Consider the following 16,672-nt stretch of genomic DNA (forward strand, 5'->3'; position numbering starts at 1 on the left):
CCCTTACACATCTATTATTTCTACATCTTTTAAACTCTTAAAAATATCCATGCTATCTTTTGGTATTAGAATTTTCATATTAATTCTATCTAAAAAACTTTGTTCTAATACCTCTATATTATTATCCTTTATGTACTTATCAATTAATCCTTTTTTTGCATAATCAAATGATATTATTATTTTCCTTTTTTCTACATAAGTTATTAGGTTACACTGATCTATTAATTCTTTTGCAACTCTAGCATAATTTCTAATTAATCCACCTGCCCCTAACTTTATGCCACCAAAGTATCTAACAGCTACCATAGCTACATTGTATACATCTCTTCGTTCTAATATATCTGCCATGGGTTTACCTGCTGTACCTTGTGGTTCTCCATCATCATTATACTTAAAATACTCTTGAGCATTTTCTATTACTCTATATACTGGTACATTATGTGTAGCATCTTTATGTTCATTTCTTATCTTATCTATATATTTATTAGCTTCTTCTACACTATTAACTGGTTTTATGTAGCCTATAAACCGAGATTTCTTTTCAATAAACTCTATAATCTCCTCTTTTTCTATATTCTTCATATTATTAACCTTATTATCAAATGATAGATATAGTCAAAAGTTCCAATATGCATAAGAAATAGTATTATCCCTAATGATAATATTGGATTATATTCTATCATATCATAAATTCTTTTTAAATCATTAGGTAAAAATAGTCTTAAAATTCTACTACCATCTAGTGGAGGTATAGGTAGAATATTAAAAGCAATTAACCCTATGTTTATAACCACCAACATATACACAAATTCATTATTTATCCCAAACCATTTAACGGCTAATATCCCCATAAACGCTAAGACTAAATTTGCAAACATTCCTGCTATACTTACAAAAAATACTCCTACTTTTCTTGGTCTTAATTTGTAATAACTAATAGGTACTGGTTTAGCACTACCTATTACTATAGGGGAATGAACAAGTATTAGTATAAAGGGTAACAACAGACCATAAAGGTCTATATGCTTTAAAGGATTTAATGTTAATCTACCCTCTCTTTTAGCTGTATCATCACCGAATAATAGAGCCACACAACCATGTGATAATTCATGTGCAATTACAGATATTAGAAAAGCTAAAACTTGCATAGAGACAATATATATATTGTTTCTAAATAGAAAAATAGCAAAGAGTAATAATACAACAACATATTTTGCATAAGGATATTTCAGGTCATAGTATTCTATCATATATTTTAATTTTCTCATTTATTCACCTAAACTTGCTCTTATTAACAACTCAAGTGTTTCCCTATAACCTATTCCAACTGATGCTAAACTTTTTGGTAATAGACTTGTAGCTGTCATCCCTGGTAATGTATTAACTTCCATGAAATACGCCTTATCATCACGCACTAAAAAGTCTACCCTTGAATATCCCTTACACTTTGCTGCATAGTATGCTTTTTCTGTAAATTCTTTTAATTCTTTTTCTAAATTATCACTAAATTTTGTGACATATTCTCTTGCACCACCATCACTATACTTTGATGTATAATCAAAATATGTTCCTTTTAGTGCCTCTATTTTTATAGGAGGATAAGCAACACCGTCTATTATAGGGACAGACACTTCATCTCCCTCTATTACTTCTTCCATTATTGCTTCATCATCCATAGTAAATATGTCTTTTAATGCTTCATCTAATTCTTGTTGGTTGGATATAAAGTGAACACCTATACTTGAACCACCACTATTAGGTTTAACTATTAGCTTTTCGTATTCCTTTGGATATGTAAACTCTTCTCCTTTTCTAATAGTCCACCACTTAGCAGTTCTAATACCATATGTACTTAACACTCTTTTTGCAATATCTTTATCCATGCATATACCACTTGCTAAAACTCCAGGCCCTGTGTATCTAATATTCATTGCTTCTAATATTGCTTGCACTCTTCCATCTTCTCCAAATTTACCATGTAGTGCAATAAAGGCTAAGTCAACATTCATATCCTTAATTTTAAATATATCTTCTGTTTTATCTATTTTTAATTCACAAATATCATATTTATCTTTATCCAAACTTTTCATTATTTGCTCTGCAGTTTTTATTGATATTTCTCTTTCAGTTGATATACCAGCGTAAATAATGCAAATTCTCATTTTTCAACTCCTTTTCTCATTAGCTCTACAACCCTAGAAAATTCTTTTCTATTTTCTTCATTTAAATTCATTAAAATTTCATGTAGTTCTAATATATGTTTTGCTAGTTTCTTGTTGTCTATCTTCTCTACATTAACTTCTTTACCACTTATCTTTAAAGTCTTATCCACTACTATTAAAAACTTTAATATTCCTGTTCTTCTAAGACAAGTTAGTACTTCTTCTGTAGGTTTTAATATTGTAATAAATTCATCATTTTTCTTTTTAAATAGCATTGTATACTTTGCTATTAACCCTAAAAATGTACTATCTACATAGGTAGTTTCACTTAAATCTAATATTGGTGTCTTATTCATTTTATCCATAAGATCAGCTATAGCCTGACTATTCTTCATAGTTGCCTTGCCATATATTTTTAATATATCTACATCTTGTACTTTTGCTACTTCAATTTTATCCATAATTAATCAACTTCTTTAAATCTATATGCCGCATTACAAAAATTACATACTGTTTCTATATACCCATCTTTTTGTATAATATCTTGTATTTCTTTTTTAGTATAAACTCTTTTTATTACATCTAAACAGTATTCCCTTGAACAATCACATTTAAAGCTTAATTCTCTTTCTTCAAGTACCTTATACTCCTCTATATCCTCGCATATTAATTTTAATACCTTTTCCAAACTAAAATCATGTGCTAATAGTTCTTGTATTCCATAAATTTCTTTTATTCTCTTAACATATTTATCAAATACTTCATCACTACAATCTGGTAGAGCTTGTATGAATATTGCACCAGTTTTCAATATGCTATTACCCTCAGTGTACTTTATACCTGTTTTGATAATAGTTTTTAATTGTTCTGATTTGATATAGTATTCGCTTAGTGCATCTTCTATGTTCTTTGTATCATCTATATCTATCTCTGTATAATATGGACTCTTTAAACCTAAATCTGTTTCAAATCTTAGTACACCTTTACCTATTCTGTATATCTTCTTAAACTCATCTAAGTCTTTGCACTCATTTAGTTTTTCAATTTTATCTGCATCTACCTCATTACTAGATATGACACGTCCATCTATTCTTGCTCTTGCGTGTGCCTTACCTAAAAGTCCATCAGCTTTCAATACAAGTGATATCTTACCTTCCTTTGACTTAATATTACTTGATAATATTGAAATAATATTAAGTAAGGCTAGTTCTGATGTGCATAGTATGCCATCATATTCACTATTTTCTACTGCCTCTTTTGATATTTCTGTAGTATCTGCTATGGCAAATCTTACGTTTTTACTTATTCCTATTAAAATATTAGATTTCATTTTTACCTACCTATATTTGATATATTAGCTATTGAAGAATAATATCCCCCAAATATATTGTCTATATTTTTTGATGTAACATCAACTTTGTATTTTCTACCTTTTCTTACTAGAACATATTGATCTACAACCTTATTCTTTTTAAAGTTCCCACTAGATAAGACACTTAGAATTTCTTTTTCAATATTTACATCTTTTTGCCCATTAAATGTTTTTTGTAATGAACTTTGAAATACTTTTAGTAATAGATCTTGTACATCTATATTCACTATTTCAACATTTACAATTATACTCTTATCTTGCTGTTTTACTGAATTTAAAACTTTAAACTCTAAATTAGAATACAATGTATTAAAGAACATTTTTTGCATATCATTGCTAAAATTATGTTCTAGATTCTTAACAAAGTCTGGATTGTTTGATAATTCCATAGCTTTATCAACCTTTTTTTCCTTTACATCAGTTAAAAATGTTTCAACTGTTTTTTCTGGTGTTAAACCACACCCTATTGTTGTTAATAAGATTAATATTAAAAATATTAATTTTTTCATTTACTTCTCCTTATGTGTATAAGGACTAGCTATGCTAGTCCCTATATTAAAATGTTTGACCAAATCCAAATGAGAATTTTCCACCTAAATCAAAGCCTTTTTTAGGTTCTTTCTTTTCACCATCATCATGCTTTATTAATGGCCATGCATAATCTAATCTGATTACACCTAAAGGTGTTGTTAATCTTGCACCTATACCTATATCTGCCTTAACATGTTCTTTAGTGAACATTTCTTTAAAGCCTTCATATTTTCTAAGCCCTGCGTATCTTCCTTCATTTTCTTTATAGAATACTGCACCTTGTTTATCAGATAACGAATTATTATGTATACCAACTTCAGCAAATGCTACTAATTGAACATAGTCATTTATGTATGTTCTATTTTCTATAGTTGCAGTAGCTAAAATACTTGCTAATTTATCTGGATATCCTCTTAATATTGTTCCATCTGATGTATGGAATAGCATATTTTCAGGAGTTCCCTTACTTGCATAACCTAATGTCACTCTATATGCCATTGAGTTCTTATCTTTAAATACTTTATGATAAGCTCTTGCATCTAAGTTTAAGATATAGAATGGTCTTGGTTTTAATCTATTTTCTGGATTAATATGTTTTTCATCTAGGCTAGGTAATTTACCTTCAAAATATTTTGCATTATATTTTTCTAAAGCCTTATCATACTTTTCAGTAGCAGCTTTCTTTGCACCTGCATCTGTACCACTTTCAGCTGCTTTTTTAGCATCATATGCTGCTTTTAATTCATCACCTAAAGTATCTAATTCTGTCTTTTTAGCTGAGGGTTGAATAATAGATGGTTTTCCCCCTGTTGCTGAACGTTCAGTAATTGCTACTGGTGTTGCTGGTGCTTGTGCATTACCACTTGCAGTACCACCTGTAGTAGTATTTTCATTTCCAATTCCTAAAGCTTTTAATGCATCTTTATAATCAGTATAAGCTTTCTTTAAGTTAACTGTTCTTAAATTATATAAGTATTCATTCTTTAAGCTCTTTTCTCTAAAGATGTATCCTAATTCTGCTGTACCTGTGATGTATAGACCGTTTTTAGGTATGTACATATCGTCTCTTGTATCGTATGAAAGACCTAATGTTACTGATCCTAATGTGTAGTCAACTAATAATTGAGGGTTACCTTTCTTATCTTCTTTAGTAATACCTTCACCGTTATATGTCTTTATTCCAAATAATCTAGGTTTTACTGTTGCAAAAATGTTGTGTTTAAATCCTTTTCCTAATGTTAAGCTTCCACCATATATGTATGATCCTGAAGGATTTAGTACATTAACTATTTGGTATGGAACATCATTTTCAATTTTTTTATCTACAAATACAAATTGTCCATCCTTAGTTAATTCTTTATGTTTTTCTTTTGTTCTCTTGAAGAATACGTTTGCACCTAATTGTAATCTATCAGTTCCTTTTATCCATGGGTCAAAGAATGATGCATTTAAATCATAGTTTCCTCTTGTACCAAAGTTTGCTGATATTGATACATCTTGTTGTCTACCTAAGAAGTTCTTATCTGATAATGTAAGTCCTCCTGTAAATCCTTCTTTTGTTTCATAAGCAACTTGTCCATTAATTGAAGTTGTTGGTCTTTCTTCAACTAGGAATGTTAAAATCTTGTTATTTGGATTATTAGGATCACTAGTTATTCTTGGTTCTATTGAACTATATAGCCCAGTTCTGTAGAATTCTTTAATTGTTGAACCAATTTTAGCATCTGTAATTAATTCACCCTTCTTTATATTTGTCATTCTTTCAAAGATATATGGTTTTGTCTTTAAAACTACTTTGTTCTTAGATATTCTAACATTATCTTCAAATTCTATCTTTTTCTTGTATAATATGTCTGATACTTTACCTTCAGAAACTAGTATAGTTACACGTCCATCTGGTGTTGCAGTAGCTTTTTCTATTCTTGCTGCTACTAATCCATTTTGTTTGTATAATTGTAGTATTGGACTTACTTCTGGTTGTAATGCTAATATATTTAGTACTTTACCTTCCTTTATACCTGCAAATTCTTTTACTTGTTCATTGTTAAATACTGTTACACCTTCTAAGTCTACACTTTTAACAATAGGATTTTCTTTTACAGTTAATGTAATATCAACTGTCTTATTCTTTGCATTTCTAGTAACAGTAGGTACTACACTTTCAAAATATCCTGTATTTACTATTGCTTGTGCTAATTCACTTACAGTTATTGGAGTGAAGTAATCACCTACTCTTAATCTTGATGCGTTTAAAATGTTATTAATATTAACATGTTTTAAATTTGCAACTTTAACACTATTAACTTTAAAGTCTGTTCTTCTTGATGCTGCTTCTACCATTTGTTGTTGTTGTAATGCATCCATTGCATGTTCTTTTTCTTCTACTTCTATTACTAAATCTACTGTGTCATTCCCCTTGTGTTCTATAGGTTTAATCTTTATACCATCTAGTAGATTAGTACTTGCAAGTGATTTGTGAATTTCACCTAATGTCATATTAGTGTATTCACTACCTTGTCTAACTGGTAAATTTTGAAGTATAAATTCCTTTGGCAATTCTTTTAAATTCTTTACTTCAATATTATTGACCTTTGTTGCCAATGAAGTTGTTGAAACTAATACAGCTCCTAATAATGAGGCTACTTTAATCTTGTTCTTCATACTTGTCCTTTCTATTTTTTAATTTGCTTTTTATCTTGTATCAACTTTTCACGCTTTTCGAATCTATTATTTATCTTTTCAAAAAACTCACCTAGATTATTAAATTTATTTGAATAATTTACTCCAGTATAGAAATTAATATTGTTGTTAGCTCTATCATTTCTATCTAAATCATTAGATTTTATACCTACATTTGCTCCCAATCCGTCTCCTAGATTATATGACATATTTACATCATATTTGAAGTTATTTTTATTAGTATTAAATGGTATGCTAAACTTAGTATTCCAATATATGTTCTTTTTCTTTGCTATCTTACCTTGTAGGTGTAGGTTAAGTGCTGCTGTTTCTCCTAAGTTTCTAAATCCTATCTTGTCCTTATTTCCAATGTTTGTTCCTATATCGAACTTAGTTAATCCTATCTTTCTTCCTATCTTATTTGTAAATTTAGATATGAATTGATTAACTGCTGTTTCTGCAGCAATATTAACTACATTAGAACTTACGTTACCTATAGAATGCTTATCAAATTTTATACCCTTAAATGCTAATAGTGATAGTATTTCGCTTCTAGACTTATTCGTTTGTGATCTAAAGTCTATCTTCAAATTACTTAAGTTAGAATTTGCAATAATTTCTACTGTTTCACCATTAATTACTGTCACTGCTCTAAGATTTATTAATGGATCTATACCTTCATCTCTATCATCCATAGTTACATCTAGAACTTCTACAGAAAATTCACTGTTATTCAATGTGAACTTACCGTCTGAAGTATTAAATGATCCTATTATTGTTGGAATACCATTTGCAATAGTTAGTGTTGCACTTCCTTGTATTTCTCCATAAATATCTTTTAATACAAGATATGATGGTACATCTACTATTACTGGTTCATCCATATCGATATTTATATTAACAACATATCTTCTTAATATATTATTGAGTATAATATTCAATTTTTTGGTTAAGATATTTTCATCTTTCTTAGTTTTTTTACTATTAAACTTATTAACAAATGATAAGTCTTCAATTTTAGCACTATTTATCTGTACATTACCATCTAATTGTTCACCTTTTAGTGATAAGTTTGCAGATGTAACAATATCGTTTCCGCTTATAGGGAGTCTTACATGATCTACTAACATATCTAGATTCATTCTACCTATGCTGATATTGTCTAATCCTGATACATTGTCTGGAATATCTGGAATTGTAAATTCACCTTTAACTTCGGCTGTTCCTCCATTAATATTACCATTAAATTCATTTACATATACATCTTTACCTGTCATGTTAATATTAACATTTAGATTATTAATATCAACTTCTCCAGTTTTAATTCCAAAGTTCTTTATATCTATATCACCTTTAGCTACACCTTTTCTTGCACTAAAGTTAACATTTGCAATACCCGTTGCATTTGAAATGTTAGGGTAAATGTTTAAGAATTCCAAATTAAAGTTTTGTGCTACTATGTTGAATGTATAGTCTAATGGTTTGAATTTAGCAAATCCTTCAATTAATATTGGATTGTTTTGGTATTCCAAATATCCTTGGTTTATATTAAGACCATCTTTATTTATTTGTCCGTCTAATATTAAGTTAGTTATATTATGTCCATCCACTGTTAACTGCTTAGATTCTAGTACTAAGTCAGCAAATATGTTGTCTACATTTCCTTTAACTATTGTATTTACTTTCAACTTACCTGAATAATCTTTTCCTAAGTCACTTAAGTCAAATATCTTATCTTTTAAGTTATAGTCTATATTTAGATTATCCAATGCAACAACAAATGATGTGTTATATATTTTCTTTCCACTTGAATTTACTACATTAAATTTATCTACATGTAATATTCCAGTCTTTAATATATTGTTCATATTACCTTTTTCATAATATGCACTCAAGTCTATGTCTGGTAACTTCATATTCTTGTACTTAACATCAGATAATTTACCGTCTATACTCATGAATATATCATCTTTTTTACCAGCTATTTGTATATTTGTCTTTAATTTAGAACTAAAGCCATCTATCTTCAATATATCATTTAATTGTTGGTCTATATCTAATTTGATATCAATATAGCCTTTCTTTGTATCATATATACCACTAATATCATTGCCATTAAGTTTAAAGTTTAGTGATAATATATTTCCTTTTAATGTTGCTAGTCCATCTAAGTATCCTATTAATTTATCCTTTATTACAACTGTTGATGGTTCTATCTTGAACACTGCATTTATATTATCTAATCTTCCACTTGCCTCTACCTTTAAAGTTGTTACATCTAAGTTAATATCTGGTATATCATATATTGAATATATCATAAATTTATTTACATCTAATTGTGAATGTACTTCTTTAGTCTTTAAGTCGTATATAATATTACCTTTTACAAACTCATTATTAATATCTTTAATTAATAGATTCTTACCGTCATAAGTAATATCAGCACCTAGTTCTTTTAATCTATGATATTTAAACCATGCTTCATTCATATTAAGTCTAGCTTTAATATCACGTGCTTTATCATCTAGTATATGATTTGCATATCCCTTTAAATTAACATCATATGCATCTACTATGTATGCCATATGTTTTGAATTTATATCATAACTTACAGATATATCTTTTTTTACACCACTAAGTTTTGCTGATACACTAATAGGTACATCCTTATTTAATCTATCATTGTCTATATTAAACATTTGCATTAAGTCTAATGCTTGTAAATTACCTTGTATATTGTAATCATGTCTTAAATTGCTAAATGTTGTAGTACCTGATATAGCTACATTACCCATAGGTAACATAATCTTTGCATTACTTACAGCTTTTTGATTATCTATATTAGATGAAGACACAATAGATACATTTTTACCTTTAAATGTACCTGATGCATTAACTACCAAATTAGCATTAAACTTATTTGTTGTTAAGTCATATACAGCATTTTTTAAACTAGGTAATGCTTTAATATTAATATCTTTTTTATTACTATATGGTATATATTGTTTAGCATTCAAATTAGCAATTAATTTTTTGTCTTTTAGCTCAACCTTACCGTATAGTTGATTACTGTCTAAGGTTATATATCCCTTAGTCATAGGTTCTAAATTAATATCCCCTTTAATATCATCAAGTTTTACTTCTTTTATATTACTTTTAACTAGATACTTACCAAATATATTATTCTTATCCATATCATATTTAGAATTTATTTCTAAATCTATGTCTACTGGTTTTTTAATAACTTTTGACTTATATGATATATTGTATAACTTATCTTTTTCGTTCTTGTCAACTAAAAGCTTTATATCCCTTATATCAACATCTTTAACATTTAATTGATTAGATTTTAAGTCTACCTTTATATCCTTTATATTAACCTTGTCTTTTACATTAAGTTTTGTACTAATTGTTCCTTTAATAGCACCTTTAATACCAAGATTTAATTTTTTGACTGACTTGTACTTATTAATCTTATCAAAAGATAAATTATTTGTTTTAAGAACAATACCTAAATCACTAGTATTGTTAGTATAGGCAATTAAAAATCCTAATTTATCATTATTATCTAATACTATATTACCATTTACTTTAACTGTTTTACCATCCATTTTTACTTTTGCTTTAGCATTAGTAATTTCTTCGTCATAGTCCTTGTATCTTCCACTAGATATTCCAACATCTAGATCGCCGAATAAGCTTGTCTTATTCCTATAATCAACTAACTTTATACTTCCATCTAGCTTACCTTTTTTGATATCCAAAATATCTAAAGTAGCAAATTGGTATAAGGCATCGTCTATATCTAGATTCTTAAATTTGAACTCTTGTGTAGATACTGTGTCTAACTTAGACTTATTATCAAATGAAAATAGGCTTAATATTTTCATTGTTAAATTAGGCTTGTTGGTTAATCTCATACCTAACTCTTCTTTTTGTCCAGTTACACTTCCTACAGATTTACCACTTACATTTATGTCATATTCTGACTCTAGTAAATTATCTATAGTTCCAAAAACATCTGTTACCTTCTTAGTAATTGCTTTTTTAAATGTCATGTTATTGTATAACACATCTATATTTTTTATTCTTACTCTAGAAAAATATGATGTTCTAGATACTTTTTCTGAGCTTCTTAAAATCTTATTAAGATTTAATGAACCATCCTTGTATTGTGTTATCTTTAGATTACCACCTGAAAAACTAACTCTACTTAATCTTGATGGTAAAAATGGATTAAAATACAAAGATCCGCTCTTTATGTTTCCCACTTCTTCGTTGTTCAAGTCCCGAATATTTATATCTTTCATTTGTATGCATAAGCCCTTAGCCCTTATATCCCTTACAGTAATATTAGTTCCAACTATATCCTTAAAGAATGTTTTTGACACAGAGTTTATGTTAATAAACGTTAAACTAAACAGTGACACTATGCAAAAAAAGAAAAGTATTAAAGTTGTTTTTCTTATTTTCTTCATAGTTCCCAACTCTTTTACTTAGTATTATACTATATTTTACTATAATTTAGTTCATATTTCAAGAAAATTTACACCCCCAAGATTTTATTAGAAGTTTTAAAAAAATGAACCCATTTTGATTGTGAGTTCACGTTTTTTCTTTGGTAGTTTCTTTGGTAGTTTTTGTTATTTCTTTGGTAGTTATTTTTACCTTAATCCACCTCTACCTTATTTAACAACAATTTATCACCACTATACTCTGCTTTTGTCATAAAATATGAATAATCATTATTTACTATTTTTTCTATTAAGTATGCATCTGTTTCCCAAAGGTTCAATTTCTTTATATCACTCTTTTTTATCCAGTGTAATTCACCTTCATCACAGTCTATCAAACTACCTTTAAAATCCCTAGTTGAAAATACATGTATATATGTTACATCATTATTAAAGATAAATGTCATATGTCCTCTAGGAATTAGATTGTATACATCTAATCCCGTTTCTTCTTTAACTTCTCTTACTACGCAGTCATATGGACTCTCATTTTTCTCAACATGACCACCGACACCTATCCATTTTCCTTCGTTTATATCATTTTCTTTCTTGTTTCTATATAGCATTAATACTTCATCATCTTTTTCTATATAGCAAACTGTACAAATTGTCATATTTTACCTTCTTATCACTATTTTTTAGTATACCCATACACATAATCAAGATTTATATTCTTCATTGCACTAAATATTCTCTTCTTTATTCCTGGATTCTTTTCCTCTAAATCCTTTAGTAATCTTTTTATCTCTTTTCTTTTACTAGTCACCTTATTTTGTTCAACACGGCAACCACAGCTCATTGCTCTAATATTATTACTCTTTGTAAAGTTAATTATGTCCTCTTCATGTACATAAACCATAGGTCTAATCAATGATAAATTACCACTTTCAGACTGTACCTTAGGTAGCATTGTTTTTACTGTACCTGCAAAGAACATATTAATTAAAGTTGTTTCAACAACATCGTCAAAATGATGACCAAGTGCTATCTTATTATATCCCATTTTTTCTAATTCTTTGTATAGAATACCTCTTCTCATTTTCGCACATAAAAAACAAGGGCTATCTGGTGCCATCTTATTACTTACTTGCCAGATATTTGTATCTATTATCTCACAATCTATACCCATGTTTTTTAGATTTTCCTTAAATTGTTTTAAGTCTTCTTCTTCAAACCCTGGATTTAGATTTATTGCACAAAATTCAAACTTTTTTGATTTATCTTTTTTTAATTCTTGAAATAGTTTTGCCATAAGCAAGCTATCTTTACCTCCAGATATTGCTAAAGCAATTTTGTCACCATCTTCTATTAAGTTAAAATCATGTATTGCCTTAATGAATCTAGACCATATTACCTTCCTATATTTTGTTCTTATGCTTTCTTCTATTTCTTCTACACTTTTAATTTCTCCACTTATATCTAACGATAAGCTTAATTTTACCATATACACCTCATTACTAAAAATGATGGAGTAACTCCATCATTTATTAAATCTACTCTTTACATAATCTAATTTTTCTTTTAAATCCTTGTCTGATGGATCTAAATTATATGCTGCTAAGTATTCCTTATACGCCTTCTCATGTCTGCCCATGTGTTCGTATTTTCTTCCAAAATCCACATGTGCTGTTATTATATCAAAGTCTAAGAATATTGCTCTGTCATAATAGCTACAAGCATCTAATATTCTTCCTTGTCTTGAACAAATATTTCCTAAAAGGAATAGTACAAATGGTTCTTTTGAACTTAGTTCAAGCGATCTTTCAAGGCAAACCTTAGCTAAATCTAAAGTATCATTTTCGTAGTATAAATAACCTAGAAAAGCCATTATTTCATGATCTTCTGGTTTTTCTTCTGATAACTTCTCAAATATTTCTATCGCTTCATTATTGCGTTTATATGCATGATAAATACTTGCTAGTTGCTTTTGAGATTCTATATCATTTTTACTCTTAAGTTCTTTAATACTATCTTCTATATCTTCATTATATCTAAATTCTCTAAATATTAAAGTTTTAAGCATTTCTCTCTCCATTTTTGTTTTATAGAAAAATTATATCATAAAATATTTTTTAGTGCAAACTACCAACTAGATCCTCCACCTCCAGAGAATCCACCACCTGAAAATCCTCCACTACCACTTGAAAAACTTCCACCAGAATAGTTTGAATTTTCTACTTTTGGCATAGAATTAATATATATATCATTATTAATACTACTAAAGTTATATATATATCCATAATATATACCTGAATAGATATAGTCTTCATCAAAGTTATTAGTTCTTATTGCATCATCTATCTTAGATATGAATTTAGAACGTATATTTAATGCTATCGCATAAGGTAGCATCTTATTCGCATAGGCTATTAATTCTTTTTCACTATCAAAATTCTTAAATATATTCTTTTCAGTTAAATTAAAATACATTAGAAATCCTTTAATATTTCTAAGTATGTCTTTACCTTCTTTTGTAAATATCATCAATGATGAACAAGTGAAGATATTTAACAATAGAAGAGCTATAGGAAGTAATGTTGAAACATTAAATTCTAAAAGAGATATATTAATTACAAAGGTAATTATTGCTATTACTATGGTTAAAACCATAGGTAAATATACAAAACTTCCTACATTTGTCTTATATATCCCCGTAACATATCCATTAAGTTCAAGATTAGTCTTCATTAATACTTCTTTATTCTTAAGTAAATCATCTTTTGATCTAAATAGATTTAAAGCTGCCTTCTTTTCTTCTGGTGGTAATATTGGTAAGATTTTTTCTAATACTTCTGGTTCAACAAAACTATATTTCTTTTCATTTTCGTCTTCCCACTTTAGCTTATATTTTTCTTTTTCTTTTACCTTCTCACCTTTTTTTAAAATATATTCAACATCTTCATATCTATCAGTGGCTATTATCATCTTCTTAGTTAAGAAACTATAGAAAACAACTGTTAATAGGTTGTAGAGTACAGGTTTTATTGATATATTCTTCTTATACACCATATATGCTAAAGATGGACTAATCTTTTCATCTATCTTATACACAGGTTCTATAGGTCTATTATCTTTAAACTTTTTCTTTAATATACCTACTATTATGAATAAAATTAAAAGAACAAAAGAAATAGCTAGATTATATGTAAGGCTTGTATAGGCATTTATTATATTAAATATTCTATCCTTCATTGTATAGCTATATATTTTTTTATCTAAATTTAATTTAAATGTAAGCCCTTCATATGGTTTTAATTTATATTTTGTCCTTATTGTATTCTTATCTATTGTATAGTTATTAGTCTGACTTCTTAGAGGCCCTGTAAATACATACAAATCCTTTATTGCATTATTATCAACATTCAATGTTATATTAGCTTTTTCTATATCCATATCCCAGTACTGTCCTATGACATTAAGGAATATTTGAGAAGTCTTATCATCTGTTCTTATGATATTGTATATATTATAGCTATTAGTTATTAATGTAGGCTTATCTTCTGGAAGATATACATCTTTATCCCCTAATCTATATGAATTTAACTTTGTTCCTCTTTCTAACATTACAGGTAAATTAGATTCAAAATCCTTTATACCAACCTTACTATTTAGGCTAAAAATATTACCTACATTGTCTTTTACTATATATCTTATTAGACCATGCGTTAATTTACCTTCAGGGTTATATAGTATATTTTCCTTTATATTAATACTTTTATCCTTATTAACACTAACTATCACATCGTATTTCTCTATTTTTTCACCGTAACAAATTAAGGTCAAAAAAAGCACAAAAATACTAATTATTTTCTTCATTTTCCTTTATCCTTTCTTCAATGAAAGTAAGTAACTCATCTGTCCCCTTATTTGATAGTGATGAGTGGAAAAATACATCTTCATTATTAAATACTAACTTCTTCTTTATTTCTTTTAATTGTCTAAATCTTTCATTATTTGATACTTTATCATTTTTTGTAAAGATAATGTAATATTCTTGATTATAGTGTTCTAACCACTTTAACATATCTATGTCTTCACTAGATGGTATTCTTCTAATATCCAAAAGTAGAAAAATTATTTTCTTTCTATCACAAGATAAATATGATTCTATAATATTCCCCCAATTTTTTTTGACATTGGCTGGAACTTTTGCAAATCCATAACCTGGTAAATCAACAAAATATATATTATTGTTTATCAAAAAAAAATTAACAAGTTGTGTTCTACCAGGAGTCTTACTTGTTCTTGCAAGATTTTTTCTATTAGTTAATCTATTTATTAAAGAAGATTTCCCTACGTTTGATTTGCCTATAAAGGCAAATTCTACCGTCTTACTTTCTGGATAATCTTGTTTTCTTGTTGCTGATTTTATATACTTTGCATCAGTTACATTCATTTTTTATCCTTTCTACCATCTCTTTTATATCTTTTTCAAGACTTTCTATACTATGCGTATTTTCTATCACATACTTAGATAATTTTTTCTTTTCCTCTATATCAATTTGCGATAAAAGCATATCTTTTGCTTTAATTTCTGTTGTACAGTCTCTTTTCATTATTCTTTTTATTTGTTCTTTTCTACTTACGTATATTAGAATTATTTCATCAAAATACTTTTCTAAATTTAGTTCATATAGCAAAGGAACTTCTATAAAGGTAAGACCTTCTTTTTGTTTAGATATGATATCAATCATGCAAGCTATTATTCTTTTATGCATAATCTTATTTAAAGCTTTCCTTTTCTTTTCATCAGAGAAGATAAGGGAAGCTAATTTTTTCCTATCTATATTATTATCACAAAAAACATCTTTAGATATTTTTTCTTTTATTTCTTCCTTAACTTCATCCTTATTTAATAGGTCATGCGATATATCATCAACATTAAAAACCTTAAAGTTAAGCTTTTTTAAAACACTTAAAACTGTTGTTTTACCACAACAAATCCCACCTGTTATTCCTATAACCATATTATTCACCTATACAATTTTCAGTATGTTCATGATGTATTTCGTCACATTTAATATATTCTTCAATGTAGTGTAAAACTATATCATTTGAGCTTACTCCTGTTGTTATTAAGAAATAGTTAGCTTCCCACATGGCAGTACCACTTAGTTTATCTCTAACTTCTGGATAATAGTTCTTTATTTTTCTACTTGATGCACTCTTGTATGCGTTTATGAATTTATATAAATTTGTAGTAGGATATGCTTCAAATTTAAAGTGCATATGTGTTGCTTCAAAGTGTATTCCAGTTAAATTAACCTGATATGATACACTAATGTTTTTAAATATCTCTACCCCAAAATTCACTATATCTTCATTAAATATTGGTGTCTTATTCTTTGTTACTAATACAAGTTCATAGTGTAATGAAAATGCAGAATGATTGTATTCCTTAAACATTTATTCAC

15 protein-coding genes are annotated in these 16,672 nt (G+C 27.8%); all 15 read right to left on the bottom strand.

Features of this window, described 5'->3' with window-relative positions; all coding sequences use genetic code 11:
* Positions 1-3: 3 nt before the first annotated feature.
* Positions 4-582, bottom strand: a complete 579-nt coding sequence (locus VC03_RS06195; protein ID WP_046329160.1) for an IMPACT family protein — start codon at positions 580-582, stop codon at positions 4-6.
* On the bottom strand, positions 579-1,268 hold the full coding sequence (locus tag VC03_RS06200; protein ID WP_052727726.1) for a site-2 protease family protein: 690 nt from the start codon (positions 1,266-1,268) through the stop codon (positions 579-581). The genes VC03_RS06195 and VC03_RS06200 overlap by 4 nt, the downstream gene beginning before the upstream one ends.
* Positions 1,269-2,162, bottom strand: coding sequence for a D-alanine--D-alanine ligase family protein (locus VC03_RS06205; RefSeq protein WP_046329161.1), 894 nt, complete (start codon positions 2,160-2,162; stop codon positions 1,269-1,271).
* A complete protein-coding gene (locus VC03_RS06210) occupies positions 2,159-2,623 on the bottom strand; it encodes an STAS domain-containing protein (RefSeq protein WP_046329162.1) in 465 nt (154 codons plus the stop codon). Before VC03_RS06210 ends, VC03_RS06205 begins: the two co-directional genes overlap by 4 nt.
* A 2-nt stretch (positions 2,624-2,625) precedes the next feature.
* Positions 2,626-3,492, bottom strand: a complete 867-nt coding sequence (locus VC03_RS06215) for an Hsp33 family molecular chaperone HslO (protein ID WP_046329163.1) — start codon at positions 3,490-3,492, stop codon at positions 2,626-2,628.
* Between the two features lie 2 nt (positions 3,493-3,494).
* Entirely contained in the window at positions 3,495-4,043 is a 549-nt protein-coding gene (locus VC03_RS06220) for a hypothetical protein (RefSeq protein ID WP_046329164.1), read from the bottom strand.
* Between the two features lie 46 nt (positions 4,044-4,089).
* Positions 4,090-6,726 (bottom strand): BamA/TamA family outer membrane protein, encoded by a 2,637-nt coding sequence (locus tag VC03_RS06225; RefSeq protein ID WP_046329165.1) that lies wholly within the window; start codon positions 6,724-6,726, stop codon positions 4,090-4,092.
* A gap of 11 nt (positions 6,727-6,737) precedes the next feature.
* Entirely contained in the window at positions 6,738-11,222 is a 4,485-nt protein-coding gene (locus VC03_RS06230; RefSeq protein ID WP_046329166.1) for a translocation/assembly module TamB domain-containing protein, read from the bottom strand.
* Between the two features lie 191 nt (positions 11,223-11,413).
* Positions 11,414-11,872: an NUDIX hydrolase gene (locus VC03_RS06235; protein WP_046329167.1), complete on the bottom strand. Its 459-nt coding sequence runs from the start codon at positions 11,870-11,872 to the stop codon at positions 11,414-11,416.
* A gap of 17 nt (positions 11,873-11,889) precedes the next feature.
* Positions 11,890-12,702: a tRNA lysidine(34) synthetase gene (locus VC03_RS06240; protein WP_046329168.1), complete on the bottom strand. Its 813-nt coding sequence runs from the start codon at positions 12,700-12,702 to the stop codon at positions 11,890-11,892.
* Positions 12,703-12,738: 36 nt separating this feature from the next.
* Entirely contained in the window at positions 12,739-13,281 is a 543-nt protein-coding gene (locus VC03_RS06245; RefSeq protein ID WP_046329169.1) for a tetratricopeptide repeat protein, read from the bottom strand.
* Positions 13,282-13,340: 59 nt separating this feature from the next.
* On the bottom strand, positions 13,341-15,074 hold the full coding sequence (locus VC03_RS06250; RefSeq protein ID WP_046329170.1) for a DUF2207 domain-containing protein: 1,734 nt from the start codon (positions 15,072-15,074) through the stop codon (positions 13,341-13,343).
* A complete protein-coding gene (yihA, locus tag VC03_RS06255; protein WP_046329171.1) occupies positions 15,058-15,654 on the bottom strand; it encodes a ribosome biogenesis GTP-binding protein YihA/YsxC in 597 nt (198 codons plus the stop codon). Before yihA ends, VC03_RS06250 begins: the two co-directional genes overlap by 17 nt.
* Positions 15,641-16,225 carry a dephospho-CoA kinase gene (coaE, locus tag VC03_RS06260; RefSeq protein ID WP_046329172.1) on the bottom strand — a complete coding sequence of 195 codons (585 nt, stop codon included), beginning with the start codon at positions 16,223-16,225 and terminating at the stop codon, positions 15,641-15,643. The genes yihA and coaE overlap by 14 nt, the downstream gene beginning before the upstream one ends.
* Position 16,226: 1 nt before the next feature.
* Positions 16,227-16,664, bottom strand: a complete 438-nt coding sequence (gene tnpA / locus VC03_RS06265) for an IS200/IS605 family transposase (protein ID WP_046329173.1) — start codon at positions 16,662-16,664, stop codon at positions 16,227-16,229.
* Positions 16,665-16,672 lie beyond the last annotated feature (8 nt).

Source organism: Sneathia vaginalis (assembly GCF_000973085.1).
GTDB classification, from domain to species: Bacteria; Fusobacteriota; Fusobacteriia; order Fusobacteriales; family Leptotrichiaceae; genus Sneathia; species Sneathia vaginalis.

Excerpts from the sequence above, each read along its gene's own strand:
- VC03_RS06195 (WP_046329160.1), bottom strand. The coding sequence starts at position 582 with ATGAAGAATATAGAAAAAGAGGAGATTATAGAGTTTATTGAAAAGAAA.
- VC03_RS06200 (WP_052727726.1), bottom strand. The coding sequence starts at position 1,268 with ATGAGAAAATTAAAATATATGATAGAATACTATGACCTGAAATATCCT.
- VC03_RS06205 (WP_046329161.1), bottom strand. The coding sequence starts at position 2,162 with ATGAGAATTTGCATTATTTACGCTGGTATATCAACTGAAAGAGAAATA.
- VC03_RS06210 (WP_046329162.1), bottom strand. The coding sequence starts at position 2,623 with ATGGATAAAATTGAAGTAGCAAAAGTACAAGATGTAGATATATTAAAA.
- VC03_RS06215 (WP_046329163.1), bottom strand. The coding sequence starts at position 3,492 with ATGAAATCTAATATTTTAATAGGAATAAGTAAAAACGTAAGATTTGCC.
- VC03_RS06220 (WP_046329164.1), bottom strand. The coding sequence starts at position 4,043 with ATGAAAAAATTAATATTTTTAATATTAATCTTATTAACAACAATAGGG.
- VC03_RS06225 (WP_046329165.1), bottom strand. The coding sequence starts at position 6,726 with ATGAAGAACAAGATTAAAGTAGCCTCATTATTAGGAGCTGTATTAGTT.
- VC03_RS06230 (WP_046329166.1), bottom strand. The coding sequence starts at position 11,222 with ATGAAGAAAATAAGAAAAACAACTTTAATACTTTTCTTTTTTTGCATA.
- VC03_RS06235 (WP_046329167.1), bottom strand. The coding sequence starts at position 11,872 with ATGACAATTTGTACAGTTTGCTATATAGAAAAAGATGATGAAGTATTA.
- VC03_RS06240 (WP_046329168.1), bottom strand. The coding sequence starts at position 12,702 with ATGGTAAAATTAAGCTTATCGTTAGATATAAGTGGAGAAATTAAAAGT.
- VC03_RS06245 (WP_046329169.1), bottom strand. The coding sequence starts at position 13,281 with ATGCTTAAAACTTTAATATTTAGAGAATTTAGATATAATGAAGATATA.
- VC03_RS06250 (WP_046329170.1), bottom strand. The coding sequence starts at position 15,074 with ATGAAGAAAATAATTAGTATTTTTGTGCTTTTTTTGACCTTAATTTGT.
- yihA (WP_046329171.1), bottom strand. The coding sequence starts at position 15,654 with ATGAATGTAACTGATGCAAAGTATATAAAATCAGCAACAAGAAAACAA.
- coaE (WP_046329172.1), bottom strand. The coding sequence starts at position 16,225 with ATGGTTATAGGAATAACAGGTGGGATTTGTTGTGGTAAAACAACAGTT.
- tnpA (WP_046329173.1), bottom strand. The coding sequence starts at position 16,664 with ATGTTTAAGGAATACAATCATTCTGCATTTTCATTACACTATGAACTT.